The following is a 25,453-nucleotide window of genomic DNA, read 5'->3' as shown; positions in this document are numbered from 1 at the left end:
CGATGTCGCCCGCGGCGCCGTCCCGCACCCGCTATGTCCGTCACGGACAAGGACACGCCCCCACTTCTCCCGAACGGAACATGCCACCCCCCACCCACCACCCCTAGCCTGCGAAGTAAAGAAGCGTCCGGAATACCCCCAGGAGCCCCCCATGACCGCAATCCCGCAGGAGCGCCGCGTCGTCACCGCGATTCCCGGCCCGAAGTCGGCCGAGCTTCAGGCCCGGCGCACCGCCACGGTCGCCGGTGGCGTGGGCTCCGTGCTGCCCGTCTTCACCGCGCGCGCGGGCGGCGGCATCATCGAGGACGTCGACGGCAACCGCCTGATCGACTTCGGCTCCGGTATCGCCGTGACCTCCGTCGGCGCCTCCGCCGAGGCCGTGGTACGCCGCGCCTCCGCGCAGCTCCAGGACTTCACCCACACCTGTTTCATGGTCACGCCGTACGAGGGCTACGTCGAGGTCTGTGAGGCCCTCGCCGAGCTGACCCCGGGCGACCACGCCAAGAAGTCCGCGCTGTTCAACTCCGGCGCCGAGGCCGTCGAGAACGCCGTCAAGATCGCCCGCGCGTACACCAAGCGCCAGGCCGTCGTCGTCTTCGACCACGGCTACCACGGCCGTACGAACCTCACGATGGCGCTGACCGCGAAGAACATGCCGTACAAGCACGGCTTCGGTCCGTTCGCCCCCGAGGTCTACCGCGTCCCGGTCGCCTACGGCTACCGCTGGCCGACCGGCGCCGAGAACTGCGGCCCCGAGGCCGCGGCGCAGGCGATCGACCAGATCAACAAGCAGGTCGGCGCCGACAACGTCGCCGCGATCATCATCGAGCCGGTGCTCGGCGAGGGCGGCTTCATCGAGCCCGCCAAGGGCTTCCTGCCGGAGATCGTGAAGTTCGCCAACGACAACGGCATCGTCTTCGTCGCCGACGAGATCCAGTCCGGCTTCTGCCGCACCGGCCAGTGGTTCGCCTGTGAGGACGAGGGCATCGTCCCCGACCTGATCACGACCGCCAAGGGCATCGCGGGCGGTCTGCCGCTCGCCGCCGTGACCGGCCGCGCCGAGATCATGGACGCCCCGCACGGCGGCGGCCTGGGCGGCACGTACGGCGGCAACCCGGTGGCCTGCGCCGGCGCGCTCGGCTCCATCGAGACGATGAAGGAGCTGGACCTCAACGCGAAGGCCAAGCGCATCGAGGAGGTCATGAAGGGCCGTCTGGCCACCATGGCCGAGAAGTTCGACATCATCGGCGACATCCGTGGCCGCGGCGCCATGATCGCCATCGAGCTCGTGACGGACCGCGACACCAAGGAGCCGAACGCGGCTGCCGCCGGCGCGCTCGCCAAGGCATGCCACGCCGAGGGTCTGCTGGTCCTGACCTGCGGAACCTACGGCAACGTGCTCCGCTTCCTGCCGCCGATCGTCATCGGCGAGGACCTGCTCAACGAGGGTCTGGACATCATCGAGGCGGCCTTCGCCGGCGTGTGACCTGTGAAGACGTGCGACCTGTGAAGAAAGGGTGGGGGGCCAATGGCGGGATGGAGTTCCGGCTGTCGGCCTCCCACTCGCTGGCGTACGGTTTCGGCAGATGAGTGAAACACCCCGCTCGCAGGGGACTGCGGGTGGTTCCAGGTCGAGGCACCCCCTGCCCCGCCCTGGCCGTGCCTTCGCGCACATGACCGGAGCTTCGGGCTCCGGAACTCCTCACCGATCGGATGGCCGCCCGCCCCACACCCCCCGGGGCGCGCGGCAGCCCGGTCCAGGCGGCTGCCCCGGAACCACCCCCCCTGTTCCGGGGCAGCCGGCTTTCCTCTGCCGGCTCTCCGGACTCCCCCGGCTCCCCGGACCCCGCGGCCTCGTAGCACTCTTCGCCCTCTGCGGGCTCGCCTTCGCGCTGGTCACCTGGCAGGTCGCCGCCGCCGGCCCGCTGCGCCGCGCCGACGAGCGCCTCGGCCGGGCCCTCTTCGGCCGCGGCCCCACCGGCCTCACGGAATTTTTCGCCGATCTCGGCAGCACGGCGGTCGCGCTGCCCGTCCTGGCCGCCTCGCTCGCGTACGCCCTGTGGCGCGGCGGCCGCGCCGCTCTCCCCCGCGTCTCGGCCGCCGCGCTCGCCATGGCGGCGGTGCCCGCCCTGGTGGTCCCGCTCAAGTCGTGGATCGCCCGTACCGGCCCGCTCACCCGGGACACCGGCTACTACCCGTCCGGGCACACGGCCACCGCGGTCGTCGCCTACTGCGGCGCGGCCCTGCTCCTGTGCGCGTACGTACGCCGGCGCCGCTGGTGGCCCGCGGTCCTCGCGCTCGTACTGGCCCTCGCCACCGGCGCCGGTCTCGTCCTGCGCGGCTACCACTGGCCGCTGGACGTCGTCGGCAGCTGGTGCCTGTGCCTGATGCTCCTGCTGCTCAGCCACCGCCTTCCCGGGCGATCGAGGCGGCCGCCTCGTGCATCGCGAGTTCGAGCAGCGCCGGATCGGTGAGCGTGCCCCTGCCGTCCGGCAGGACGAGCCAGCGGACTCCGCCGGCCGCACGGCCGGGATAGGGGACGACGATCCAGGTGCCGCGCCCCGCGCCGCGTACGCCCGTGCCGATCCAGCGGCCGACCGTGCCCGCCGGTACGAAGAAACCCATGCGGGAGTCGCCGAAGTCGGCGAGCACGGGGCCGGGGCGGTCGACGAGGCGCGCCAGGATGTCGAGCGTGGGGTAGCCCAGCCCCCCGGGCAGGATCAGGACGTCCCAGCGCCTGCCGGCGGGAAGGAGAGCGACCCCCAGCGGGTTGCGCTCCCATTCCCAGCGGCAGGCGTCGGGATCCGGTGCCACCGATACGAGCCAGTCCACCGCCGTGTGTGCCCCTGAGCCGGTCATGTCGTCCAGCCTCCGTTCGTGTGCGCAGCCAGTGCGTTCACGAGGGAGAGGGGGACGGGCCCGCACTATGACGCGGGTGCGGTCACCTCATTGGTGTGAGCCGGGTATCAGCCGCACCCGCCCGGCGCCGGCCGGGGCTCAGCTGTCGAAGCCGAGTCCCAGCTTGTCCATGGCCTTCAGCCACAGGTTGCGGCGCCCCCCGTTGTCGTCCGAGCGGGCCAGCGACCACTTGGTGATCCCGATGCCCGCCCAGGCGAAAGGTTCCGGCGGGAAGGGCATCGGCTTGCTGCGGACCATCTCCAGCTCCGTGCGCTCGGTCCGCTCGCCGTCGAGCAGGTCGAGCATGACGTCCGCGCCGAAGCGCGTGGAGCCGACGCCGAGACCGGTGTACCCGGCGGCGTACGCCACCTTCCCCGCGTGAGCCGTCCCGAAGAATGCCGAGAAGCGCGAGCAGGTGTCGATGGCGCCGCCCCACGCGTGGCTGAAGTTCACGCCCTCCAGTTGCGGGAAGCAGCGGAAGAAGTGCTCGGCCAGCTTGAGGTACGTCTCCGGGCGGTGGTCCATGTCGGCGCTCAGCTTGCCGCCGAAGGGGTAGACGGCGTCGTAACCGCCCCACAGGATCCGGTTGTCGGCGCTGAGGCGGAAGTAGTGGAACTGGTTCGCGCTGTCGCCCAGGCCCTGCCGGTTCTTCCAGCCGATCGAGGCGAGCTGCTCCTCGGTGAGCGGCTCGGTCATCAGCGCGTAGTCGTAGACCGGGACGGTGTACGGGCGCACCCGCTTGACCAGCGACGGGAAGATGTTGGTGCCGAGCGCGAGCCGGCGGGCGAAGACCCGGCCGTACGGCGTGCGCACCGCCATCCCGGCGCCCGCCGCGACCAGGTCGAGGCCCCGGGTGTGCTCGTAGATCCGTACGCCGAGACCGAGGCACGCCCGCTTGAGCCCCCACGCCAGCTTGGCCGGATGCAGCAGGGCGACGCCGCGCCGGTCGAACAGGCCGCCGAGGAAGGTCGGCGAGTCGACCTCGGCGCGCACCTGGTCCCGGTCGAGGAGTTCGAGGCCGGTGAAGCCGAGCTTCCTGGCCTCCTCGTACATCTCCTTGAGCTCTGCGAGCTGGTGCGGCTCGGTGGCGACGTCGATCTCACCGGTGCGCTCGAAGTCGCAGTCGATGCCGTACGCCGCCACGGCGGCCTCGATGGCGTCGAGGTTGCGCTCGCCGAGTTCCTCCAGCTTGGCCAGCTCGCCGGGCCAGCGCGCGATGCCGTTGCCCAGGCCGTGGGTGAGGGAGGCGGCGCAGAAGCCGCCGTTGCGGCCCGAGGCGGCCCAGCCCACCTCGTGCCCCTCGATCAGTACGACGTCCCGCCCGGGGTCGCGCTCCTTGGCGAGGAGCGCGGTCCACAGTCCGCTGTATCCGCCGCCGACGACGAGCAGGTCGCAGCGCTCGTCCCCGGTGAGGGCGGGCTGTGGTGCGGGCTTGTCGGGGTCGTCCAGCCAGAACGACACCGGCTTCGCGCCGGAAAGGGATTGTGCAGCAGTACGCATGGCAACTGGGGCCATGGTTTCCAACTCCTTCAGGGCTTACTTGGGCTGTGCGCTGTTCTTCCGGCGGTTCGCGACGAGCTGACCGCCGAGCACCATCAGTACGGCGATGACGAACATGGCCGTGCCGATGACGTTGATCTGCACAGGCGTACCGCGCTGCGCCGATCCCCACACGAACATGGGGAAGGTGACGGTGGAGCCCGCGTTGAAATTGGTGATGATGAAATCGTCGAAGGAAAGCGCGAAGGCGAGCAGCGCTCCGGCGGCGATACCGGGTGCGGCGATCGGCAGGGTGACGCGCAGGAATGTCTGCACGGGCCCGGCGTAGAGATCGCGCGCGGCCTCTTCGAGGCGGGGGTCCATCGACATCACGCGCGCCTTGACCGCCGTCACCACGAAGCTGAGGCAGAACATGATGTGCGCGATGAGGACGGTCCAGAAGCCGAGCTGCGCGCCCATGTTGAGGAAGAGCGTGAGCAGCGAGGCGGCCATGACGACCTCGGGCATGGCCATCGGCAGGAAGATCAGCGAGTTGATCGCGCCACGCGCCCGGAAGCGGTAGCGGACCAGCGCGAAGGCGATCATCGTGCCGAGGACGGTGGCGCCGACGGTGGCCCAGGCGGCGATCTGGAGCGAGAGGGAGAGCGAGCCGCACAGGTCGGCGACTCCGCACGGGTCCTTCCAGGCGTCCAGCGAGAATTCCTGCCAGGCGTAGTTGAAACGCCCCTTCGGATTGTTGAAGGAGAACACCATGACGACGATGTTCGGCAGGATCATGTACGCGAGCGTCAGCAGCCCGGCGATGACGACGAGATTGCGCCGTATCCAGCGAATCACAAACATCAGACCAGATCCTCCGTCCCGGACTTGCGGATGTACACGGTGACCATGGCCAGCACGATCGCCATCAGGATGAAGGAAAGGGCGGCGGCCGTCGGATAGTCGAGCACCCGCAGGAACTGCGACTGGATGACGCTGCCGACCATTTTCGTGTCGGTGGATCCGAGGAGTTCCGCGTTGACGTAGTCACCGCTCGCCGGAATGAAGGTGAGCAGCGTTCCCGAGACGACACCCGGCATGGAGAGCGGGAAGGTCACCTTGCGGAAGGTGGTCGCCGGGGTGGCGTACAGGTCACCGGCCGCCTCGTGGAGCCTGCCGTCGATGCGCTCCAGGGAGGTGTAGAGCGGCAGGATCATGAAGGGCAGGAAGTTGTACGTCAGACCGCAGACCACGGCCATCGGCGTGGCCAGCACGCGGCTGCCCTCGGTCCAGCCGAGCCAGCTCGTGACGTCCAGGACGTGCAGGGTGTTCAGCACGTCCACCACCGGGCCGCCGTCCGCGAGGATCGTCTTCCAGGCGAGCGTGCGGATCAGGAAGCTGGTGAAGAACGGCGCGATGACCAGTACCAGGACGAGGTTGCGCCAGCGGCCCGCCTTGAAGGCGATCAGGTACGCGAGCGGGTAGCCCAGCAGCAGGCACAGCAGGGTGGCGGTGCCGGCGTACAGCAGCGACCGTATGAACTGCGGGTAGTAGTCCGTCAGCGCGTCCCAGTAGGTCTGGAAGTGCCAGGTGACCTCGAAGCCCTTCTCCAGCGAGCCGGTCTGGACCGAGGTCGACGCCTGGTAGACCATCGGCAGCGCGAAGAAGACGACCAGCCACAGGATGCCGGGCAGCAGCAGCCAGTACGGTACGAGCCGCTTGCGGGTGGCGGGCTTGCGCGGAGCGGGCGGCTCCACCGGTGAGGGCGCCAGGGGCGGCGCGTCGGTCACGCTCACGCGCTCTCCTCCACCGTCTCCACGCCCGCGTCGATGTCCTGGTCTGCGTCGAGACCGAAGGTGTGCGCGGGATTCCAGTGCATGACGACCTCGGCGCCCGGGACCAGCCGCGCGTCGCGCTCGATGTTCTGGACGTACACCTCGAAGTCCGCACAGGCCGGGCTGTCGACGATGTACTGGGTCGAGACGCCGATGAAGCTGGACGCCACGATCCGGCCGGTGATCCTGTTGCGGCCGGTCGCGACACTGCCCGCGTCGTCGGCGTGCGCGACCGAGACCTTCTCCGGGCGTACGCCGACGAGCAGCTTTCCGCCGGCGCGGGGCTGCGAGGCGCACCGCTCGCCGGGGACGCGGAGCTTGGCGCCGCCGCAGGTGACCACGGTGTCCTCGCCCGCCGTCTCGACGACCTCGGCCTCGATGAGGTTGGACGTACCGAGGAAGTTGGCGACGAACGTCGTCCTCGGGTTCTCGTACAGGTCGGCGGGGGCGCCGAGCTGCTCGACGCGGCCGCCGTTCATCACCGCGACCTGGTCGGCCATGGTCATGGCCTCCTCCTGGTCGTGCGTGACGTGCACGAAGGTGATGCCGACCTCGGTCTGGATGCGCTTGAGCTCCAGCTGCATCTGGCGGCGCAGTTTGAGGTCGAGCGCGCCCAGCGGCTCGTCGAGGAGCAGCACCTGCGGGTGGTTGATGAGCGCGCGGGCGACGGCCACGCGCTGCTGCTGGCCGCCGGAGAGCTGGTGCGGCTTGCGGCCGGCGAAGGCGCCGAGCTGGACGAGGTCCAGCATGTCGTCGACCTGCTTCTTGTACGACTTGATGCCGCGCCGGCGCAGGCCGAAGGCGATGTTCTCGGAGACGTTCAGGTGCGGGAAGAGCGCGTAGCTCTGGAAGACGGTGTTGACCGGGCGCTTGTACGGCTGGAGGTCGGTGACGTCCTTGTCGCCGAGGAAGACCGTGCCGGTGCTCGGGTCCTCGAGTCCCGCGATCATCCGCAGGGTGGTCGTCTTGCCGCAGCCGGACGCGCCGAGCAGGGCGAAGAAGGAGCCCTGCGGAATGGTGAGGTCGAGCGGGTGTACGGCCGTGAAGGAGCCGTAGGTCTTGCTGATCCCGGAGAGGCGGACGTCGCCGCCTGCTGTCTTCTGCGTCATGGGGTGTGGTCCCAGGGTGGTGAGAGGGGGGGCGGAAGCGGACAGCGGCTCAGGCGCCGATGAGCTTGGCGAACTTCTCCTCGTACGCCGTCTCTTCCTTGCCGGTGAGCGAGCGGAAGGCGCGGGACTTGGCGGCCATCGCCTTGTCGGGGAGGATCAGCGTGTTGGAGGCCATCGACTCGTCGATCTTCGCCAGTTCCTCGCGGACGCCCTCGACCGGGCAGACGTAGTTGATGTACGCGGCGAGTTCGGCGGCGACGGGCGGCTCGTAGTAGTAGTCGATGAGCTTCTCGGCGTTGGCCTTGTGCCGCGCCTTGGCCGGAACCAGCAGGTTGTCGCTGGAGGTGATGTAACCGGCCTCCGGGATGACGAACTTGATGTCCGGGTTGTCGGCCTGGAGCTGGATGACGTCACCGGCCCAGGCGAGACAGGCCGCGAGGTCGCCCTTGCTGAGGTCCGAGGTGTAGTCGTTGCCGGTGAAGCGGCGGATCTGCTTCTTGTCGACGGCCTTCTGGATCCGGGCGACGGTGGCGTCGAAGTCGTCGTCGCTGAACTTCCCCGGGTCCTTGCCCGAGTCGAGCAGCGTCATGCCGATCGAGTCGCGCATCTCCGACAGGAAGCCGACCTTCCCCTTGAGGGAGGGGTCCTCCAGCATCTGGCTGACGGAGTCGACCTTCTTGCCGCCGGTCGCCTTGGAGTTGTACGCGATGACGGTGGAGATGCCGGTCCAGGGGTACGAGTAGGCCCGGCCCGGGTCCCAGTCGGGCGACCGGAACTGCGGGGACAGGTTGGCGAACGCGTGCGGCAGGTTCGCCGGGTCGAGCTTCTGCGCCCAGCCGAGCCGGATGAGCCGGGCGGCCAGCCAGTCGGTGACGCAGATCAGGTCGCGTCCGGTGTCCTGACCGGCGGCGAGCTGCGGCTTGATCTTGCCGAAGAACTCGACGTTGTCGTTGATGTCCTCGGTGTACTTGACCGTGATCCCGGTGCGCCTGGTGAACGCCTCCAGGGTGGGCCGGCTCTTCTCGTCCTCGCTCACGTCCATGTACTCGGTCCAGTTGGAGAAGCTGAGCCGCTTCTCCTTGGCCGAGTGGTCGTCGGACGCCGGGGCGCCGCCTTCCCGCTTGGCGGGCGGGATGCCGCAGGCGCTCAGGGTGCCCAGGCCGCCGACCGCGAGCGCGCCCATGCCTGAGGCGCGCAGCAGGGAGCGGCGGGTGAGGGCGCCCCGGCCGCTCGTCGCGCTGCGTCGCACGGCGGCCACTTGGGCCGCGGACAGGCTGTCAGGCTCGTACTGCTCCATGCGCAAGTGCCCTTTCGGGTGGGTAGGGCCGCTGGTCGTGCGGCGTAGCTCTATCGGTCCCCGAAGATCGTGCGGTGCCAGTCCTTGCGGGCGACCGCGGTGTTGTCGTACATCACGTGCTTGACCTGCGTGTACTCCTCGAAGGAGTACGCCGACATGTCCTTGCCGAAGCCGCTGGCCTTGTAGCCGCCGTGCGGCATCTCGCTGATGATCGGGATGTGGTCGTTGACCCACACGCAGCCCGCCTTGATCTCGCGGGTGGCGCGGTTCGCGCGGAACACGTCGCGGGTCCAGGCGGAGGCGGCGAGTCCGTACGGGGTGTCGTTCGCCAGCGCGATCCCCTCGTCGTCGCTGTCGAAGGGCAGGACGACCAGCACCGGGCCGAAGATCTCGGCCTGGACGATCTCGCTGTCCTGGGGGGCGTCGGCGACGAGGGTGGGCCGGTAGTAGGCGCCCTTGGCGAGATCGCCGCCCGGCGCCTCGCCGCCGGCCACCACCCGGGCGTACGCACGGGCCCGCTCGACGAAGCCGGCGACCCGGTCGCGCTGGGCGTGGCTGATGAGCGGCCCGAGGTCGGTGGACGGGTCGAAGGGGTCACCGAGCCGCACGCCGTCCATCAGCTCCGCGACGCCGGCGACGAACGCGTCGTACAGCGGGCGCTGTACGTAGGCGCGGGTGGCGGCCGTGCAGTCCTGCCCGGTGTTGATGAGCGAGCCGGCCACCGCGCCGTGCACGGCGGCTTCGAGGTCCGCGTCGTCGAAGACCACGAAGGGCGCCTTGCCGCCGAGTTCGAGGTGGAGGCGCTTGACGGTGGAGGTGGCGATCTCGGCCACGCGCTTGCCGACGGCCGTGGAGCCGGTGAAGGACGTCATGACGACGTCCGGGTGCCCGACGAGGTGCTCGCCCACGTCCTTGCCGGCGCCGGTGACGATGTTGACGACACCGTCCGGGATGCCCGCCTCCTTCGCCGCCTGCGCGAACATGATCGACGTCAGCGGAGTGATCTCGGCGGGCTTGAGGACGACGGTGTTGCCCGCGGCGATCGCCGGCAGGACCTTCCAGGCGGCCATCTGGAGGGGGTAGTTCCACGGGGCGATGGACCCTACGACACCGATCGGCTCGCGGCGTACGTAGGAGGTGTGGTCTCCGGAGTACTCACCGGCCGACTTGCCTTCGAGGTGCCGGGCCGCGCCCGCGAAGAACGCGGTGTTGTCGACACTGCCGGGCACGTCGAACTCGGTCGACAGCTTGATGGGCTTGCCGCACTGGAGCGACTCGACGTACGCGAAGTCGTCCGCCTGCTCGGCGAGGACGGCGGCGAACCGGTGCATCGCGTCGGAGCGCTCGCCGGGGGTGGTGGCTGCCCATCCGGGGAACGCATCGCGGGCGGCGGCGACGGCGGCGTCGACGTCAGCGGTGGACGCCAGCTCGTACGTGTAGACCGTCTCGCCGGTCGCGGGGTCCACGACGGCGTGGGTACGTCCTGAGGTGCCCGCCCGCAGCTGTCCGCCGATGTACTGCGCACCGTCCGCGAATCGGTCCTGCACCGGGAAGCGGTTGACCATGACGCACTCCGTAGCTCCAGCTGGATTTGAGTGCCGATCCTGACAGAGCTACTGATCACCAACAAGGGATTCCGTTGTTGCCTTTTGGTTACGCGACGGAATCGGTCGACCATGTGTCGAGGTGAGCCGCGAATACGGGACGGAGTGTCCGTGGCGCCGGGCGACCCCGCGTGGCATGACGGGCGCTCGCGGGTGAAACCGCAGGTCGGAAGGGTTGTCGCAGGGCCCGTTCCACTGCGGCACGGCCGCCCCCGCCCGTCCGGCGCGTGCGGACCGTGGTCCGGGGGGGCGCGCCGGTGCCGGGAAGGGGCGGGGCGGGGTGGAGGGGAGAACTCGGGCCGCGTGCGTCAGCGGGCCGGGGTCTCGATCACCAGGGAGGAGTTCGCGTACGGGTCGTACTCCGAGTCGAGGTCGTTCTCCTTCTCCCCCTGGACGATCGCCCAGACGATGAACCCGATGAACGCCGCGCTCAGCACGAAGCCGATGACCCCGAGGATGATCCCGGCCAGCGCCATACCGGCGTTCGTCGCCTCGCCGCGCTGCACCCGCTTGCGGCCCAGGATGCCGAAGATCAGCGCCAGGACGCCCAGGATGATCCCGAGCCCGTACGCGCAGAAGAACGTGACGGCGATGATGCCGAGCACCATCGCGGTGATGCCGTACCCGTTGGCCGGCGCCGGTCCCTGCTGGCCGGTCCAGGCGGCCGGGCCGCCGTATCCCGGGTACCCGGGGTAGCCACCGGTGGTGTACGGCGTCTGGGGCTGGCCGACGGCGTACGCCGGGTAGCCGTACTGCCCGGGAGCCGTCGGCGCCGGGCCGCCCTGAGGCGCCGGCGCGGCCGGTGGCGGCGGCACCGCGCCCTGCCCCTGCGCGCCGCCCGGTCCGAAGCCCGGCGCCGGGTCCCCGGTCGGCATCGAGGTGACCGTCTGCTGGTCGTGCACGGCGGGACGGTCGGCCGGCGGCTTGTCCAGCGGCACCTTCCGCGCGGACTGCTCCGGCGGAGCCCAGGGGTCCCGCGGCTTCTCGGGCGGCGGGCCCGAGGGGTGGTTTGCGTTCTCTGACATGTGCTCCCCCATCGTGGTTCCGCCATGCTACGGCCTGTGTTCCGGCCCGTACCGCCCGCCTACGATGATCCTTGCACCCGCTCCACCTGCCCGTACTCCGGAGGATCCGATGACCGATCTGCACCCGTTCGTCGCGGGGCTGCCCAAGGCCGAACTGCATGTGCACCACGTCGGATCCGCCTCCCCCCGCATCGTCGCGGAGCTGGCCGCCCGCCACCCCGACTCCAAGGTCCCGACCGACCCCGAGGCGCTGGCGGACTACTTCACGTTCACGGACTTCGCGCACTTCGTCGAGGTGTACCTGTCCGTCGTCGACCTGATCCGCACCCCGGAGGACGTCCGGCTGCTGACGTACGAGGTCGCCCGCGACATGGCCCGGCAGAACATCCGGTACGCCGAGCTGACCATCACGCCGTTCAGCTCCACCCGGCGCGGCATCGACGAGAAGGCCTTCATGGAGGCCATCGAGGACGCCCGCAGGGCGGCGGAGACCGAGCTGGGCACCGTGCTGCGCTGGTGCTTCGACATCCCGGGCGAGGCCGGTCTCGAAGCGGCACAGGAGACGGCCCGGCTCGCGGTGGACCTGCGCCCCGAGGGCCTGGTGTCCTTCGGGCTCGGCGGCCCCGAGATCGGCGTACCGCGCCCGCAGTTCAAGCCGTACTTCGACCGCGCGATCGCGGCCGGGCTGCACTCCGTCCCGCACGCCGGTGAGACGACCGGCCCCGAGACCGTCTGGGACGCGCTGAACCACCTGGGCGCCGAGCGCATCGGCCACGGCACCAGCTCCGTCAAGGACCCGGCACTGCTGGCCCACCTCGCCGAGCACCGCATCGCGCTGGAGGTCTGCCCGACGTCCAACATCGCGACCCGCGCGGTGGCCACGCTGGACGAGCACCCGCTCGGGGAGATGGTGGACGCGGGCGTCCTGGTGACGATCAACAGCGACGACCCGCCGATGTTCGGCACCGACCTCAACAGCGAGTACGCGGTGGCCGCCCGCCTGCTCGGCCTCGACGAACGCGGCGTCGCCGGCCTCGCCAAGAACGCCGTGGAGGCGTCCTTCCTCGACCCGGCGGGCAAGCGGCGTATCGCCGCCGAGATCGACGCGTACACCGAGAACTGGCTCGCCCGGTAACGCGTCACCGGACAATGGGCCCATGCGCACTGTCACCGCCGTGGCCCACCGCGGCGACCCGTACCGGGTCCGTGAGAACACCCTCGCCTCGCTCCGCTCCGCCGTGGAGCGCGGCGCGGACGCCGTCGAGATCGACGTCCGGCTGACCCGCGACGGTGTCCCCGTCCTCCTCCACGACGACTCGCTGAAGCGGCTCTGGGGCCACGAGCGGCTGCTCGCCCATCTGACCGCGCAGGACCTGCGCGAGCTGACCGCCGGGGGCGTCCCCACCCTGCGCGACGGGCTGGAGGCCCTGGGCGCCCACCGGGTCATGATCGACCTGCCGGGCGCCACGGCGGAGTCGGTACGGGCCGTGGTCGGCGTCGTCCATGAGTGCGGGGCGGCGGACCGGGCGTACTACTGCGGAGGCGTCCGCGCCATGCTCGACGTGCGGGCCGAGGACCCCGGCGCCGAGATCGCCATGACCTGGACGACCCTCAACCCGCCGCGCCCGACGCTGCTCGACGCGGTGAAGCCCCGGTGGGTCAACTACCGCTTCGGGCTCGTCAGCCGCGACCTGACGGACCGGGTGCACCGGGACGGGCTGCTGGTCTCCGCGTGGACCGCCGACACCGGGCGTACGATGCGCCGGCTGATCCGCCGCGGCGTCGACTCCATCACCACCAACCGCGTGGACACGCTGCACGGCATCCTGCGGCGCACGCGCTGACGCGGCCGGGGGAAGCGCCGTGCCCTACAGCCCGACGATCGCGTTCCACTTCTTCGCGAAACCGGCCCGCTCCTCCGCCGTGATGTCCCGCGCGATCGCCAGCCGCTCGCGCATCGCGTCGTCGGGGAAGATCAGCGGGTCCTCGGCGAGCGCGGCCGTCTCCTCGTCCTTGGCGGAGGCCAGGACGTCGCGCGCCGCCGGCACCGGGCAGACGTAGTTGACCCAGGCGGCCAGCTCCGCCGCCACCTCGGGCGCGTAGTAGTGGTCGACGAGCTTTTCCGCGTTGCGCTTGTGGCGGGCGAGGTTGGGGATCATCAGGCTCTCGGCCCACAGCTCCGCCCCCTCCTCCGGCACGACGAACTCGATGTCGGGGTTGTCCGCCTTGAGCTGGATGACGTCGCCGGAGTACGCCTGGCACGCCAGCACGTCACCGCTCGCCAGGTCCTTGATGTAGTCGTTGCCGGTGAAGCGCCTGATGTGCCTGCGGGCGACCAGCTTCTCCATCTGCTCGCACAGCGCGTGGAAGTCGTCGGCGCTCCACCGGGTGACGTCCGCCCCGTTCCCCTGCATGAGCAGCGCGAAGCTCTCGTCGAGTCCCGAGAAGAGCGTCACCCTGCCGCGCAGGTCGTCGGCCCACAGCTGGGAGGTGGAGCGGATGTCGTGGCCGAGCTTCCGGCGGTTGTACGCGATGCCGGTGATCCCGGACTGCCAGGGCACGGAGTGCCGCCGCCCCGCGTCGAAGGCGGGGTCGCGCAGTTGGGGGTCGAGGTACTTGGCGACGTTCGGCTGCTTCGCCCGGTCCATCTCCTGCACCCAGCCCAGGCGGACGAACCGGGCGGCCATCCAGTCGCTGATGACGACGAGGTCGCGGCCGGTCTCCTGGTGGTTCATCAAGGAGGGGCTGATCTTCCCGAAGAACTCGTCGTTGTCGTTGATCTCCTCGGTGTAGCGGACGGATATCCCGGTCCGCTCGGTGAAGGCGTCGAGGGTGGGCCGCCGCGACGCGTTCTCGTCGTCGGTGTCGATGTAGAGCGGCCAGTTGGCGAACTGGAGGCTGCGGTCGCGCTCCGACCGGTCCTCGGCGGCGGCCCGGTCGCCCGGTTCGACGTACGCGGCGGGCACCCCGCAGCCGGCGAGCGCGCCCAGCGCGCCCGCTGTCCCGAGTCCCCGGAGCAGCGTACGGCGCGACACCCGACCACGACCAAGATCACTCATGTCCCCCACCCTCGCCCCGCGCACGAAAGGCGGGCAATAGACAGTGTGTCTATTGCCCGCCCCTGGGGAACAGCGCCCTGATCAGCCCTCGATCGAGGTCATCACGTGCTTGATGCGCGTGTAGTCCTCGAAGCCGTACGCCGAGAGGTCCTTGCCGTAACCGGACTTCTTGAAGCCGCCGTGCGGCATCTCCGCGACGAGCGGGATGTGGGTGTTGATCCACACGCAGCCGAAGTCGAGGTTCTTGGACATGCGCATCGCCCGCGCGTGGTCCTTGGTCCACACCGAGGAGGCCAGCGCGTACTCGACGCCGTTGGCCCACTCCAGGGCCTGCGCCTCGTCCGTGAAGGACTGGACGGTGATGACGGGGCCGAAGACCTCGTTCTGGATGATCTCGTCGTCCTGCTGGAGGCCTGAGACGACGGTGGGGGCGTAGAAGTAGCCCTTGTCGCCGACCTGCTGGCCGCCCGCCTCGACCTTGGCGTGCGCCGGGAGGCGGTCGATGAAGCCGCTGACCTGCTTGAGCTGGTTGGCGTTGTTCAGCGGGCCGTAGAGCACGTCCTCGTCGTCCGGCTGCCCGGTCTTCGTGTCCTGCGCGGCCTTGGCCAGCGCGGTCACGAACTCGTCGTGGATCGACTCCTGCACGAGCACGCGGGTCGCGGCCGTACAGTCCTGGCCGGCGTTGAAGAAGCCCGCGACGGAGATGTCCTCGACGGCCTTGGCGATGTCGGTGTCGTCGAAGACGACGACCGGCGCCTTGCCGCCGAGCTCCAGGTGGACGCGCTTGACGTCCTTGGCGGCGGACTCGGCGACCTGCATGCCGGCCCGTACGGAACCGGTGATGGAGGCCATCGCCGGTACCGGGTGCTCGACCATCGCGCGGCCGGTGTCACGGTCGCCGCAGACGACGTTGAAGACGCCCTTGGGGACGATGTTGCCGATGATCTCGGCCATCAGGACGGTCGACGCGGGAGTCGTGTCCGAGGGCTTGAGGACCACGGTGTTGCCCGCGGCGAGCGCGGGGGCGAACTTCCACACGGCCATCATCATCGGGTAGTTCCACGGCGCGACCTGCGCGCAGACGCCGACCGGCTCGCGGCGGACGATGGAGGTCAGGCCCTCCATGTACTCGCCGGCCGAGCGGCCTTCGAGCAGCCGGGCCGCACCCGCGAAGAAGCGGATCTGGTCGACCATGGGCGGCAGTTCCTCGGTCCGCGTGAGACCGAGGGGCTTGCCGGTGTTCTCGGACTCGGCCGCGATGAGTTCCTCGGCGCGCTCCTCGAAGGCGTCCGCGATCTTGAGCAGCGCCTTCTGGCGCTCCGCGGGCGTGGTGTCGCGCCAGGCCGGGAAGGCCGCGGCGGCGGCGGCCATGGCGGCGTCGACGTCCTCCTGGCCGGAGAGCGGCGACGTGGCGTACACGTCGCCGGTAGCCGGGTTGACCACGTCGATGGTCCGCCCGTCGGCGGCTTCGCGGAACTCTCCGTCGATGTAGTTGCGCAGGCGGCGCAGTTCGGTGGTCACAGCCACCCCTCCCTTGTCAGATGTCCGATTGCTGAGATCCCCACCCTAGTCGCTCGGGTGTCGCTTTCGACATACCCACCCGCCAGGAACTTCGGATTCAGCATGATCGGAAGCCTCAGACAACGAATTTCATCGGTTTGGGGTTGCGGAACGGGCGAGACGTCGTGCACAGTGAAGCCGTGGCCAGCAGAAGCACAGATTCCAGAACCGGGAACGGCTCGTCCCCAACGGTCGATGCCGTCTCTCTGGCGATCATCGAGCAGCTCCAGGAGGACGGTCGCCGTCCCTACGCCGCGATCGGCAAGGCCGTCGGCCTCTCCGAAGCGGCCGTGCGCCAGCGCGTGCAGAAGCTGCTCGACCAGGGCGTGATGCAGATCGTCGCCGTCACGGACCCGCTCACCGTGGGTTTCCGGCGCCAGGCCATGGTCGGCATCAATGTCGAGGGTGACCTCGATCCCGTCGCCGAAGCGCTGACCGCCATGGCCGAATGCGAGTACGTGGTGATGACCGCGGGCTCCTTCGACCTCATGGTGGAGATCGTCTGCGAGGACGACGACCACCTGCTCGAAGTGATCAACCGAAGGATCCGCACGCTCCCCGGCGTGCGTTCCACCGAAAGCTTCGTCTACCTCAAGCTGAAGAAGCAGACCTATATGTGGGGAACCCGATAGTCGTGAGCCAGGACCTCTCCAAGACCGCGTACGACCACCTGTGGATGCATTTCACCCGCATGTCGTCCTACGAGAACGCACCCGTGCCCACCATCGTGCGTGGTGAGGGCACCTACATCTACGACGACAAGGGCAAGAAGTACCTCGACGGCCTCTCCGGCCTGTTCGTGGTGAACGCCGGTCACGGCCGCCACGAGCTCGCCGAGACCGCGTACAAGCAGGCGCAGGAGCTCGCCTTCTTCCCGATCTGGTCGTACGCGCACCCCAAGGCCGTAGAGCTGGCCGAGCGCCTCGCGAACTACGCGCCGGGCGACCTCAACAAGGTCTTCTTCACCACCGGCGGCGGCGAGGCGGTCGAGACCGCCTGGAAGCTGGCGAAGCAGTACCACAAGCTCACCGGCAACCACACCAAGTACAAGGTGATCTCCCGCGCGGTGGCCTACCACGGCACCCCGCAGGGCGCCCTGTCCATCACCGGCCTGCCGGCCCTCAAGGCCCCCTTCGAGCCGCTCGTACCGGGCGCGCACAAGGTCCCGAACACCAACATCTACCGCGCGCCGATCCACGGCGACGACCCGGTCGCCTTCGGCCGCTGGGCCGCCGACCAGATCGAGCAGGAGATCCTCTTCGAGGGCCCCGAGACCGTCGCGGCCGTCTTCCTGGAGCCGGTGCAGAACGCCGGCGGCTGTTTCCCGCCGCCGCCCGGGTACTTCCAGCGGGTCCGCGAGATCTGCGACAAGTACGACGTGCTGCTCGTCTCCGACGAGGTCATCTGCGCCTTCGGCCGCCTCGGCACGATGTTCGCGTGCGACAAGTTCGACTACGTACCGGACATGATCACCTGCGCCAAGGGCATGACCTCGGGCTACTCCCCGATCGGCGCCTGCATCATCTCGGACCGCCTGGCCGAGCCGTTCTACAAGGGTGACAACACCTTCCTGCACGGCTACACCTTCGGTGGCCACCCGGTCTCCGCGGCGGTCGGCTGCGCGAACCTCGACATCTTCGAGCGCGAGGGCCTCAACCAGCACGTTCTCGACAACGAGGACGCGTTCCACTCGACGCTGAAGAAGCTCAACGACCTGCCGATCGTCGGCGACGTCCGCGGCAACGGCTTCTTCTACGGCATCGAGCTGGTCAAGGACAAGGCCACGAAGGAGACCTTCACGGACGAGGAGACGGAGCGCGTGCTCTACGGCTTCCTCTCCAAGGCCCTCTTCGAGAACGGCCTGTACTGCCGCGCCGACGACCGTGGCGACCCGGTCGTCCAGCTCGCCCCGCCGCTGATCTCCAACCAGGGCACCTTCGACGAGATCGAGGGAATCCTGCGCCAGGTGCTCACCGAGGCGTGGACCAAGCTCTGATCCCGGGGCCACCGGCCGGATGTGCCGGCCACGGTCCGAGCTTGCTCTGATCGTATGACCCCGACCCGGCCCGGATACGCCCGTTCGAGTGAGAACGGACGTATCCGGGCCGCGCGCTTGCCACGCCACCACCCCTCGCGTCCTTACGGTGCAGTGACCGATCGGCCCCGTCTTCGTTCCCCCATCCGGGGGACGGGATATCTGCTGTGACACTCAAGACGCGAGGTGTACGCCATGGTGGCCCCGCCCGACAACGATGTGCTGTGGGCACGCTCCCTGCTCTGCTCCCACGGCGGATCCCCCGCCCTCACCGGCGTTTCGCTGGGTGTGCGCGAGGGCGAGATCCTCGCCGTCACCGGTCCGCGCGGCAGCGGCAAGACGACCCTCCTGAAGTGCCTGTCCGGCCGGATCGTCCCCCAGGAGGGAGAGGTCTGGTTCAACAGCGTCCCCCTGCACACCATGAGCGCCCCGCTGCGCGAGAGGCTGCGCGGCGACCGGTTCGGCTGGATCGGCCCCGAGCCCCGGCTCGTACCGGAACTGAAGGCCTGGGAGAACGCCGCACTCCCCCTCCTCCTGCACGGCGTCTCGCACCGCGCCGCGAAGAAGACCGCCATGCAGTGGCTGGAGCGGCTCGACATCGGCTCGGTCGCGCGCAAGCGGCCGGCCGCGCTCCCCCAGTCCCAGCGCCAGCGGGTCGCCGTCGCCCGCGCCCTGGTCACCGGCCCGGCGGTGCTCTTCGCCGACGAGCCGTCCGCGCCGCTGCACCGCGCGGACGGCGCCCAGGTCCTGCGCACGCTCACCACCGCGGCCCGCTCGCACCGGATCACCGTGCTCCTCGCGACCCACGACCCGCAGGTGGCGACGCTCGCGGACCGTACGCTGTCGCTGCTCGACGGGCGCCGCGTCAACTTCGTACAGCCGGACGGCGACGACGGTGCGGAAGGCCGGGCCGCGTGCTCGCTCTCCGTCTAGCCCGCGGCACCCACCCGCTCGTCCTGCTGCGCCGGCTGCTGGTCGCGGCGGCGTCCGGCGGCGTGGGATTCCTTCTGCTGTGCACCCTGGGATACGCGCTCGGCCACCCGGAACAGTCCGCGGGCTCGGTGCGGCGCCTGCTGTGGTGCCTGCCGCCGCTGGCCACCACGGTCTACTTCGCCGTCGCGGTCGCCCGTACCGACCCGAGTACGAACGCGCCACGCACGGGGCTCTCCGCGGTGGGCCTCGGCCCGGCCCGGCTGGCCGCGCTCGCCGCGGTCTCCACGGCGCTCTCGTGCACCCTGGGCAGCGCGCTCGCCCTCCTCTTCTTCCTCCACCTGCGCGGTGACCTCTCCGGGCTGCCGTTCGACGGCGCGGGAGCGGAGCTGCTGGCCGCGGGCCGGCCGCTGCCCGTGGCCGGCGCGCTGACACTGCTGTGCGTGGTGCCGGTGGCGGCGGCGACCGCGTGCGCCCTGGCGCTGCGGCCGCGCGCGGCGAAGCGCCCGGACGCCGAGCCCGCCGGCCCGGTGTCCCCGACGGGCCTGCCGTGGGGCGTGGCCCTCGTCGCGGCGGGCCTCGCGGTCGAGACGTACGTGAGCCGCGGCCGGCCGGGCGCGTCGCTCGCGCTGCCGGGCCGGCTGGACGTGGCCCCGGCCGGGGTCCTGGCCGGCTGGGCCCTCACGGCGTTCGGTCTCGCGCTGGCGGGGCCCGGGCTGACGTACTTCTCGGGACGCGTTCTCCAGGCGGTGCGCCCGGGCGCGGCCCGGCTCCTCGCGGGCCGGGTCCTGATGGACGAGGCCCGCCGCCTCGGCCGCCCGCTGGGGGTGCTCTGCGCGGTGGTGTCGGCGGCGATCGCGGCGGCCGCCCTGTACGACGGCGGGGCCGCCGCCGATCCGTTCGGCCCCGTGGCCGGGCTCGGCGCGGCGCTGGTGCTGGCCTGCACGGTGGCCACGCTGATGATGGCGGCCCTGGAGATGCGGCAGTCCCGCGCGCCGACCACGGAGGCCCTGGTGGGCCTGGGCGCCCCGTCCCAGACGCTCCGCGCGGCAGCGGCCCTGCGCGCGGCGGCCGTCCTCGCGGTCTTCGCCCCGGTGACCGTGGGCCTGGCGACCCTGGCCGCCTCTCCGCTGACCGCCTGACCCCGGCCCACCCGTCCGTCCGCCCGTCCGCCGACGGCGCGCGGCGGCTCCCGGGCCGGGGTCCGGTTCCCGCCGGGGCCGGGACCCGCGCCCCCGCCCCGACCGCCTAGCATCTTCGGGTGCCTCAACTCTCGGACCGTGCCCAGGACCCCGCCCCCGACCGCGAGATCGAAACCCTCGCCGAGTTCGACGACGTCGTCGCACGCGGTGCGCTCGGGGGGTACCGCGTACAGGCCGTCGATCTGACGGCCCGTACCCCCGACCTGCTCGCCGTCGCCACCTCCGGCGCCGTGTTCCTCGGCTGCCCCATGGAGCCCGGGGGCCTCGCCAAGGTCCGCGCGGACGGTGCGCTCGTCTTCCCGCCCGTCCCCGACCTGCCGTTCGACCCGTACCGAGGTCTCCTCTACACCGCGGACGCCCTCTTCGAGCACCTCGACCAGGGGTACGACGCCACCCCCGACGCCCTCGCCTACGCGTGGTTCCAGCGCACCAAGGCCGACGGCGACATATTCGCCTCGATGCTCCGCTCCGTCCACGACGACGCCGTCTCCGACGCCCTCGACGAGCACCTCGCGGGCGCCCGCGTGGTCGGCGTCATGGGCGGCCACGCCATGGCCCGGGGCACCAGCGCCTACACCGGCGCCGCCCGCCTCGGCCGTACCCTCGCCCGCGACGGTCTGACCGTGGCGACCGGCGGCGGACCCGGCGCGATGGAGGCGGCGAACCTCGGCGCGTACCTGGCCCCGGTAGAGGACGCCGCGCTCGACGAGGCACTCGAACTCCTCGCCAAGACCCCGTCGTTCACACCCTCCGTCACCGACTGGGCCCTCGCCGCCTTCGACGTGCGCGACCGCTGGCCGTCCGGCGGCGACTCCATCGGCATCCCCACCTGGTTCTACGGTCACGAGCCGCCGAACCCGTTCGCCGGCCACATCGCCAAGTACTTCGCCAACGCCACCCGCGAGGACGGCCTGCTCGCGCGCTGCAACGGCGGCGTCGTCTTCCTGCCCGGAGCCGCCGGCACGGTCCAGGAGATCTTCGACAACGCGACCCCCAACTACTACGAGTCGCGTGGCGAACCGGCTCCCATGGTCCTCGTCAACCGCGCCCACTGGACCGAGAAGCTCCCCACCTGGCCTCTTCTCCAGTCCCTGGCCAAGGACCGCCCGATGGAGTCACGCATCGCCCTGGTCGACACCGTCGAAGAGGCCCCGGCGGCGCTGGCCCGGCTGGCCGTCTAGCAGCGCGACGAGCCGCTCGTACGACCGGTCCCAGCTCCACTCCGTACGGACCCGCTCCCGCCCCTTCTCGCCCATCGCCCGGGCGAGAGGGGGGTCGGTGAGCATCCGCACCAGCCGGTCGGCGACCGCCGCGCCGGACCGCCCGTCGACGACGTACCCCGTCTCCCCGTCCCGTACGGCGTCCGGCGCGCCGCCCGAGTCGCCCACCAGGACCGGCAGCCCGCTCGCCGCCGCTTCCAGGAACACGATCCCGAGCCCCTCCACCTCCAGGCCCCGCTTGCGCGTGCGGCAGGGCATCGCGAAGACGTCGGCGGCGGCGTAGAAGGACGGCATGGCGCCGTGCGGGTGGCCGCCCGCGAAGACGACGCGGTCGGCGACCTCGTACGCGGCGGCCAGCCGGCGCAGCCGGCGCTCGTCCGGGCCGTCCCCCACCAGCAGCAGCACGGCGTCCGGCACCGCGCACCGCACTCTCCCCAGCGCCCTGATCAGCGTGTCCTGACCCTTGCGGGTGACGAGCCGCGCGGCGCACAGGATCACCGGCCGGTCCCCGAGGCCGTACCGCTCGCGCACCGGCGCCGGGTCGAGACCGGGCCGGAAGACGCCGGTGTCGACGCCCGGCACGAGCCGCTCCAGCCGCGCGCCCGGCCCCATCGCGGCCGCGATCGGGGCGAGGGTGCTCGCCCCGAGGTACGTCACCGTGTCGGCCCGCGCCCCGACCCGCCGCAGCAGTCCGCGAGCGCCGGGCGTGCGCGCCCACCACACCTCGTGGCCGTGTGTCGTGGCGACGGCGGTGCGTATGCCCGTCGCGCCGCGCAGCCGATGTGCCATCAGCCCGAGCGGCGCGGCGGCCCCGAACCACACCCGGTCGCAGCCGTACCGGCGGGCTATGGCGGCGGAGCGGGCGGCGGTGCGCCGGGTCGGCAGCAGCGTCCGCACGGGCGCGCGGACGACGGGGTACGGGAGCGTCGCGTCGTACGCCTCCCAGCCCGGCGCGCGCGAGGTGTGGACCACGACCTCGTCGGCGGGAAAGCGGCTGGTCATGGCGTGTACGAAGGTTTCGATGCCGCCCTGCCGGGGCGGGAAGTCGTTGGTGACGACGAGGGTCCTGGTCATGTCGTGGCCTTTCGCGGGACGGGTGCCGGGCGCGCCCCGCACCGGGGCAGCGCCCAGAGCACCAGTGGGTAGACGAGGTAGCCGAAGCGGGTGGCCGGGATCAGGGACATGGCGAGCCCCAGGCCGAGGGCGAGGCGGTCCGCGGCGGCCCGGACGGTGAGCGGCGGCCGTACGCACAGCGAGAGGGCCAGCAGCAGGGCGCTCACCGCGAGCAGCGACAGGGCGATCACCGTGCCGCCGGGCACGTACACGGCGAGGAGGTGGCCGGGCAGCGGGCTGGCGGCGGGCGAGGCGGCCGTACCGAGGCCGAGCGGGAAGGCGACGACGTTGGCGTGGAAGCCGCCGGGATCCGCGAGGAGGAACGGCGCGACGGCCGGCACCCCGGTCCCCAGCGCCACGGCGGCGAACCGCCGCGCGGGCCGCGCCCCGCCCCGTACGGCGAACAGCGCGCAGGCGACCGGAAGCGCGGGCCACGCCGTCCACTTGAGCGCGGCGGCCGCGCCGAGCACCAGTCCCGCCTGCCAGGGCCGGCCCCGCCCGGCCAGCACCGTCCCCAGGCACATCAGCCCCACCACGGGCAGGTCCGTACCGCCCACGCACAGGGGCAGGGCGACCACCGGGCACGCGACCAGCCACGCCGTCCTCCCGCTCCGGCCCGCCGCCGCGGCCAGCGCACCGGCGAAGACGGCGCCCGTCCACCAGCGGGGGTCGCCGGGCAGCAGGCCGAAGACCGCCATGCCCGGCAGGTACGGGTTGAAGTCGGCGACGGCGGAGGGGGCGGGGAGGTATGGGCCGCCGGTCGCCGCGAGCCGCTGCCCCGCACGTTCCACGACGGCCACTTCGAGCTGCGCGAGCCCGGTGGCGAGGAGCGCGCCGAGGGGCAGCACCACCGCGCCGGCGACGGCCACCGCCCGGGAGGCGGTGAGCGCGGCGGCGGCGTACCCGAGCGCGGCGGTCAGGCCCCACACCCGGTGAGGCGCGAGGTCCGACAGCGCGGCGAGCGCGAGCGCGGCGGCGGCGCACGCGGCCCACAGCCCGCGCTCACGCCGGACGGACGGTGTGCGCACCGGGACACGGAGATCACTCATACCGGGCAACGCTAGGAATCCCCCGGCCCGACGGCGTCAAACGGGAATCCGATCCCCGCCGTCAACCCGTGGCATGAGACGCCCGGCCCGGCTCAACCCGTGCGGTGACGCGGACCGCCCGCCGCATCCGGAGAATGGGGGGATGAGTTCGTCCGCCCGGCGGCGCCTTCGCGCGTGGATCGCCGCCCCCTCCTACCCGTGGATCACCGGTGGCGCCCTGACGGCCTGCGCGGTCGTGGAACTGTTCGCCTACCCCGGCTCGGTGACGATCGCGGTGGGCGTACTGCTCTCCGCCGCCTCGCTGATGTGGCGGCGCTCCTGCCCGCCCGTCGCCGTACTCACCGTCGCCGCGGGCCTGGTCGCCTTCGCGGCCGGCAGCAGCCTCTACATCTGCACCATCGTCAGCGGACTCGCCGGCTTCTACACCCTGGGCCGCCACCGCGTGCATCACCCGGCGATCCTGCTGGCAGGCGGTGTGCTGGGCTCTCTCGCCGTGAACCTGGCGCACATCGCCGACTGGTCCCGCCAGGACGACCTGCCGGTCCCGGCCCTCGGCGGCCCCGGCTCGCTGGGGCTCTTCGCCGAGGCGTTCGTCCTGTCGGTGGTGCTGCTGGGGGCCGTGTCGATGGGTGACGCGGTACGGGCCCGGGAGGAGACCCGGCGTGAACGCGCCCTGGCGCAAGACCAGTTGATCGCGATGGAGCGGCAGCAGGCCGCCGAGGCGGAACGCGCGGCGATCGCCCGCGAGCTGCACGACATCGTCTCCCACTCGGTGTCGATGATCGCGGTGCAGGCGGAGAGCGCGACGTACACCACCCCGGGGCTCACCCCCGAGGCCCGCGACGGCTTCCAGCACATCGCCTCCACCGCCCGCTCCTCGATGGCGGAGCTGCGCCGCCTCCTCGGCGTACTGCGCACGGGGCAGCAGGACGGCCCGGCCCTCACCGCGCCTCAGCCGTCCCTCGCCCACCTCCCCGAACTGCTCGACCAGCACCGGGCGGTGGGCGGCGACGCGGAGCTCGAAATCACCGGCGCGCAGGTCGCGCTGCCTGCCGCGTGGGAGCTTTCGGCGTACCGCATCGTGCAGGAGGCGCTGACCAACGCGCGCAAGCACGCGCCGGGCGCCCGTACGGTGGTGCGGATCGACTACGGCGCCGACCGGCTGGGCCTGCGCATAGGCGACGACGGCCCGGGGCCCGCCGCGCCGGTCCTGGCCGGTCACGGCCTGACCGGGATGCGCGAGCGGGCGGCGCTGGTGGGCGGCCGGCTGAGCGCGGGGCCCGGTCCGGACGGCGGATTTCTGGTGGAGGGTGAGTTGCCTTGGTGATCAGGGCGATGGTGGCGGACGATCAGGCGGTCGTACGGACGGGCTTCGTGAGCCTGCTCGGCACCCAGGACGACATCGAGGTGGTGGGCGAGGCCGAGGACGGCGCGCAGGCGGTCGGGGTCGCCGCCGAGACCCGCCCCGACCTGGCGCTGCTCGACATCCGGATGCCGCACAAGAACGGCATCGAGGCCGCCCGCGAGATCCTCGCCGCCTCGGACGGGGCGACGAAGGTGCTGATGCTGACGACCTTCGGTCTGGACGAGTACGTGTACGAGGCGCTGGCCGCCGGGGCGGGCGGCTTCCTGCTCAAGGACGCGACGTTCCCCGAACTCCTGCACGCGGTGCGGGTGGTGGCGGCCGGGAACGCGCTGCTGTCGCCCGAGATCACCAAGCGGCTGATCGGGCAGTTCATCAGCGCGCGGTCCGCCGCGCGGCCGGTGCGCACGGTCGAGGACCTGACGGCGCGGGAGGTGGAGGTGCTGGTCCTGATCGCGCAGGGCCTGTCGAACGCGGACATCGCCGGACGGCTGACGATCACCGACCACACGGTGAAGACCCACATCAACCGGCTGTTCACGAAGATGGGCCTGAGAGACCGGGCGCAGGCGGTCATCCTGGCGTACGAACTGGGCCTGGTCCGGCCGGGGAGGTCCCTCTGAGCCCCCGACCGGTGCGGTACGTCCGGTGTTTGTGGCCCCTGGGCATGGTTCG

The 25,453-nt window shown here is 71.4% G+C and carries 23 protein-coding genes; 11 read left to right on the top strand and 12 right to left on the bottom strand.

Translation table 11 applies throughout. The features are described 5' to 3' along the window. Positions 1 to 151 precede the first annotated feature (151 nt). Together gabT and IE185_RS07900 are read left to right on the top strand one after the other, a co-directional pair. Positions 152 to 1,486 (top strand): 4-aminobutyrate--2-oxoglutarate transaminase, encoded by a 1,335-nt coding sequence (gabT, locus tag IE185_RS07905; RefSeq protein ID WP_189714858.1) that lies wholly within the window; start codon positions 152 to 154, stop codon positions 1,484 to 1,486. A gap of 100 nt (positions 1,487 to 1,586) precedes the next feature. Next, complete coding sequence (locus IE185_RS07900) at positions 1,587 to 2,474, top strand: phosphatase PAP2 family protein (RefSeq protein ID WP_189714856.1); 888 nt, start codon at positions 1,587 to 1,589, stop codon at positions 2,472 to 2,474. Here IE185_RS07900 and IE185_RS07895 read toward each other — a convergent pair. The 8 genes from IE185_RS07895 to IE185_RS07860 form a co-directional block, all read right to left on the bottom strand. Then, complete coding sequence (locus IE185_RS07895; protein ID WP_138897033.1) at positions 2,401 to 2,859, bottom strand: hypothetical protein; 459 nt, start codon at positions 2,857 to 2,859, stop codon at positions 2,401 to 2,403. The genes IE185_RS07900 and IE185_RS07895 overlap by 74 nt on opposite strands. Before the next feature lie 138 nt (positions 2,860 to 2,997). Further along, positions 2,998 to 4,413: an NAD(P)/FAD-dependent oxidoreductase gene (locus IE185_RS07890; protein WP_138897034.1), complete on the bottom strand. Its 1,416-nt coding sequence runs from the start codon at positions 4,411 to 4,413 to the stop codon at positions 2,998 to 3,000. A 21-nt stretch (positions 4,414 to 4,434) separates the two neighbouring features. Continuing rightward, entirely contained in the window at positions 4,435 to 5,241 is an 807-nt protein-coding gene (locus tag IE185_RS07885; RefSeq protein WP_138897035.1) for an ABC transporter permease, read from the bottom strand. Next, the gene (locus tag IE185_RS07880; RefSeq protein WP_138897036.1) at positions 5,241 to 6,173 is read right to left on the bottom strand and encodes an ABC transporter permease; all 933 of its coding nucleotides are present in this window, start codon (positions 6,171 to 6,173) and stop codon (positions 5,241 to 5,243) included. The genes IE185_RS07885 and IE185_RS07880 overlap by 1 nt, the downstream gene beginning before the upstream one ends. Next, on the bottom strand, positions 6,170 to 7,321 hold the full coding sequence (locus tag IE185_RS07875; protein WP_138897037.1) for an ABC transporter ATP-binding protein: 1,152 nt from the start codon (positions 7,319 to 7,321) through the stop codon (positions 6,170 to 6,172). The genes IE185_RS07880 and IE185_RS07875 overlap by 4 nt, the downstream gene beginning before the upstream one ends. Positions 7,322 to 7,370: 49 nt before the next feature. Beyond that, a complete protein-coding gene (locus IE185_RS07870; RefSeq protein ID WP_138897038.1) occupies positions 7,371 to 8,618 on the bottom strand; it encodes a polyamine ABC transporter substrate-binding protein in 1,248 nt (415 codons plus the stop codon). A 50-nt stretch (positions 8,619 to 8,668) separates the two neighbouring features. Continuing rightward, positions 8,669 to 10,183, bottom strand: coding sequence for a gamma-aminobutyraldehyde dehydrogenase (locus tag IE185_RS07865; RefSeq protein WP_138897039.1), 1,515 nt, complete (start codon positions 10,181 to 10,183; stop codon positions 8,669 to 8,671). Positions 10,184 to 10,530: 347 nt separating this feature from the next. Next, positions 10,531 to 11,247: a DUF4190 domain-containing protein gene (locus IE185_RS07860; protein ID WP_138896803.1), complete on the bottom strand. Its 717-nt coding sequence runs from the start codon at positions 11,245 to 11,247 to the stop codon at positions 10,531 to 10,533. Between the two features lie 109 nt (positions 11,248 to 11,356). On the opposite strand from IE185_RS07860, the gene IE185_RS07855 reads away from it, so the two are divergent. Together IE185_RS07855 and IE185_RS07850 are read left to right on the top strand one after the other, a co-directional pair. Further along, positions 11,357 to 12,382, top strand: a complete 1,026-nt coding sequence (locus IE185_RS07855; RefSeq protein WP_138896802.1) for an adenosine deaminase — start codon at positions 11,357 to 11,359, stop codon at positions 12,380 to 12,382. Positions 12,383 to 12,404: 22 nt separating this feature from the next. Continuing rightward, a complete protein-coding gene (locus IE185_RS07850; protein WP_138896801.1) occupies positions 12,405 to 13,091 on the top strand; it encodes a glycerophosphodiester phosphodiesterase in 687 nt (228 codons plus the stop codon). 24 nt (positions 13,092 to 13,115) lie between these two features. Here IE185_RS07850 and IE185_RS07845 read toward each other — a convergent pair whose 3' ends face one another. Beyond that, positions 13,116 to 14,282, bottom strand: coding sequence for an ABC transporter substrate-binding protein (locus IE185_RS07845; RefSeq protein ID WP_373303700.1), 1,167 nt, complete (start codon positions 14,280 to 14,282; stop codon positions 13,116 to 13,118). A 105-nt stretch (positions 14,283 to 14,387) separates the two neighbouring features. Continuing rightward, entirely contained in the window at positions 14,388 to 15,827 is a 1,440-nt protein-coding gene (locus IE185_RS07840; RefSeq protein ID WP_138896799.1) for a gamma-aminobutyraldehyde dehydrogenase, read from the bottom strand. A 164-nt stretch (positions 15,828 to 15,991) separates the two neighbouring features. On the opposite strand from IE185_RS07840, the gene IE185_RS07835 reads away from it, so the two are divergent. From IE185_RS07835 to IE185_RS07815, 5 genes are all read left to right on the top strand, one after another. Then, positions 15,992 to 16,498, top strand: coding sequence for an Lrp/AsnC family transcriptional regulator (locus tag IE185_RS07835; protein WP_138896798.1), 507 nt, complete (start codon positions 15,992 to 15,994; stop codon positions 16,496 to 16,498). Continuing rightward, positions 16,483 to 17,862, top strand: a complete 1,380-nt coding sequence (locus IE185_RS07830) for an aspartate aminotransferase family protein (protein WP_138896797.1) — start codon at positions 16,483 to 16,485, stop codon at positions 17,860 to 17,862. Before IE185_RS07835 ends, IE185_RS07830 begins: the two co-directional genes overlap by 16 nt. A gap of 234 nt (positions 17,863 to 18,096) precedes the next feature. After that, complete coding sequence (locus IE185_RS07825) at positions 18,097 to 18,834, top strand: ABC transporter ATP-binding protein (protein WP_138896796.1); 738 nt, start codon at positions 18,097 to 18,099, stop codon at positions 18,832 to 18,834. Beyond that, positions 18,816 to 19,973, top strand: a complete 1,158-nt coding sequence (locus IE185_RS07820; RefSeq protein WP_138908260.1) for a hypothetical protein — start codon at positions 18,816 to 18,818, stop codon at positions 19,971 to 19,973. The genes IE185_RS07825 and IE185_RS07820 overlap by 19 nt, the downstream gene beginning before the upstream one ends. Positions 19,974 to 20,092: 119 nt before the next feature. Continuing rightward, positions 20,093 to 21,214: an LOG family protein gene (locus IE185_RS07815; protein ID WP_138899063.1), complete on the top strand. Its 1,122-nt coding sequence runs from the start codon at positions 20,093 to 20,095 to the stop codon at positions 21,212 to 21,214. Here the strand turns inward: IE185_RS07815 and IE185_RS07810 are convergent. Both IE185_RS07810 and IE185_RS07805 read right to left on the bottom strand, forming a co-directional pair. Next, positions 21,149 to 22,327 carry a glycosyltransferase family 4 protein gene (locus IE185_RS07810; RefSeq protein WP_138899062.1) on the bottom strand — a complete coding sequence of 393 codons (1,179 nt, stop codon included), beginning with the start codon at positions 22,325 to 22,327 and terminating at the stop codon, positions 21,149 to 21,151. The two genes, IE185_RS07815 and IE185_RS07810, sit on opposite strands and share 66 nt — an antisense overlap. Then, a complete protein-coding gene (locus tag IE185_RS07805) occupies positions 22,324 to 23,415 on the bottom strand; it encodes a glycosyltransferase 87 family protein (RefSeq protein WP_189714854.1) in 1,092 nt (363 codons plus the stop codon). Before IE185_RS07805 ends, IE185_RS07810 begins: the two co-directional genes overlap by 4 nt. 142 nt (positions 23,416 to 23,557) lie before the next feature. Between IE185_RS07805 and IE185_RS07800 the strand changes: the two genes are divergently transcribed. Both IE185_RS07800 and IE185_RS07795 read left to right on the top strand, forming a co-directional pair. Beyond that, positions 23,558 to 24,742, top strand: coding sequence for a sensor histidine kinase (locus IE185_RS07800; RefSeq protein WP_138898959.1), 1,185 nt, complete (start codon positions 23,558 to 23,560; stop codon positions 24,740 to 24,742). Continuing rightward, positions 24,736 to 25,401, top strand: a complete 666-nt coding sequence (locus tag IE185_RS07795; protein WP_189714852.1) for a response regulator — start codon at positions 24,736 to 24,738, stop codon at positions 25,399 to 25,401. The genes IE185_RS07800 and IE185_RS07795 overlap by 7 nt, the downstream gene beginning before the upstream one ends. The last annotated feature ends 52 nt before the right edge of the window (positions 25,402 to 25,453 follow it).

Origin of the sequence: Streptomyces chryseus (assembly GCF_014650755.1) — a bacterium.
GTDB lineage: Bacteria > Actinomycetota > Actinomycetes > Streptomycetales > Streptomycetaceae > Streptomyces > Streptomyces chryseus.
Note: the sequence above shows the minus strand (reverse complement) of the source record. Positions and strands in the feature narration are given on the sequence as shown.

Coding starts and splice junctions, on each gene's coding strand:
- gabT (WP_189714858.1), top strand. CDS start 152: ATGACCGCAATCCCGCAGGAGCGCCGCGTCGTCACCGCGATTCCCGGC.
- IE185_RS07900 (WP_189714856.1), top strand. CDS start 1,587: ATGAGTGAAACACCCCGCTCGCAGGGGACTGCGGGTGGTTCCAGGTCG.
- IE185_RS07895 (WP_138897033.1), bottom strand. CDS start 2,859: ATGACCGGCTCAGGGGCACACACGGCGGTGGACTGGCTCGTATCGGTG.
- IE185_RS07890 (WP_138897034.1), bottom strand. CDS start 4,413: ATGGCCCCAGTTGCCATGCGTACTGCTGCACAATCCCTTTCCGGCGCG.
- IE185_RS07885 (WP_138897035.1), bottom strand. CDS start 5,241: ATGTTTGTGATTCGCTGGATACGGCGCAATCTCGTCGTCATCGCCGGG.
- IE185_RS07875 (WP_138897037.1), bottom strand. CDS start 7,321: ATGACGCAGAAGACAGCAGGCGGCGACGTCCGCCTCTCCGGGATCAGC.
- IE185_RS07870 (WP_138897038.1), bottom strand. CDS start 8,618: ATGGAGCAGTACGAGCCTGACAGCCTGTCCGCGGCCCAAGTGGCCGCC.
- IE185_RS07865 (WP_138897039.1), bottom strand. CDS start 10,183: ATGGTCAACCGCTTCCCGGTGCAGGACCGATTCGCGGACGGTGCGCAG.
- IE185_RS07860 (WP_138896803.1), bottom strand. CDS start 11,247: ATGTCAGAGAACGCAAACCACCCCTCGGGCCCGCCGCCCGAGAAGCCG.
- IE185_RS07855 (WP_138896802.1), top strand. CDS start 11,357: ATGACCGATCTGCACCCGTTCGTCGCGGGGCTGCCCAAGGCCGAACTG.
- IE185_RS07850 (WP_138896801.1), top strand. CDS start 12,405: ATGCGCACTGTCACCGCCGTGGCCCACCGCGGCGACCCGTACCGGGTC.
- IE185_RS07825 (WP_138896796.1), top strand. CDS start 18,097: ATGGTGGCCCCGCCCGACAACGATGTGCTGTGGGCACGCTCCCTGCTC.
- IE185_RS07810 (WP_138899062.1), bottom strand. CDS start 22,327: ATGACCAGGACCCTCGTCGTCACCAACGACTTCCCGCCCCGGCAGGGC.
- IE185_RS07805 (WP_189714854.1), bottom strand. CDS start 23,415: ATGAGTGATCTCCGTGTCCCGGTGCGCACACCGTCCGTCCGGCGTGAG.
- IE185_RS07800 (WP_138898959.1), top strand. CDS start 23,558: ATGAGTTCGTCCGCCCGGCGGCGCCTTCGCGCGTGGATCGCCGCCCCC.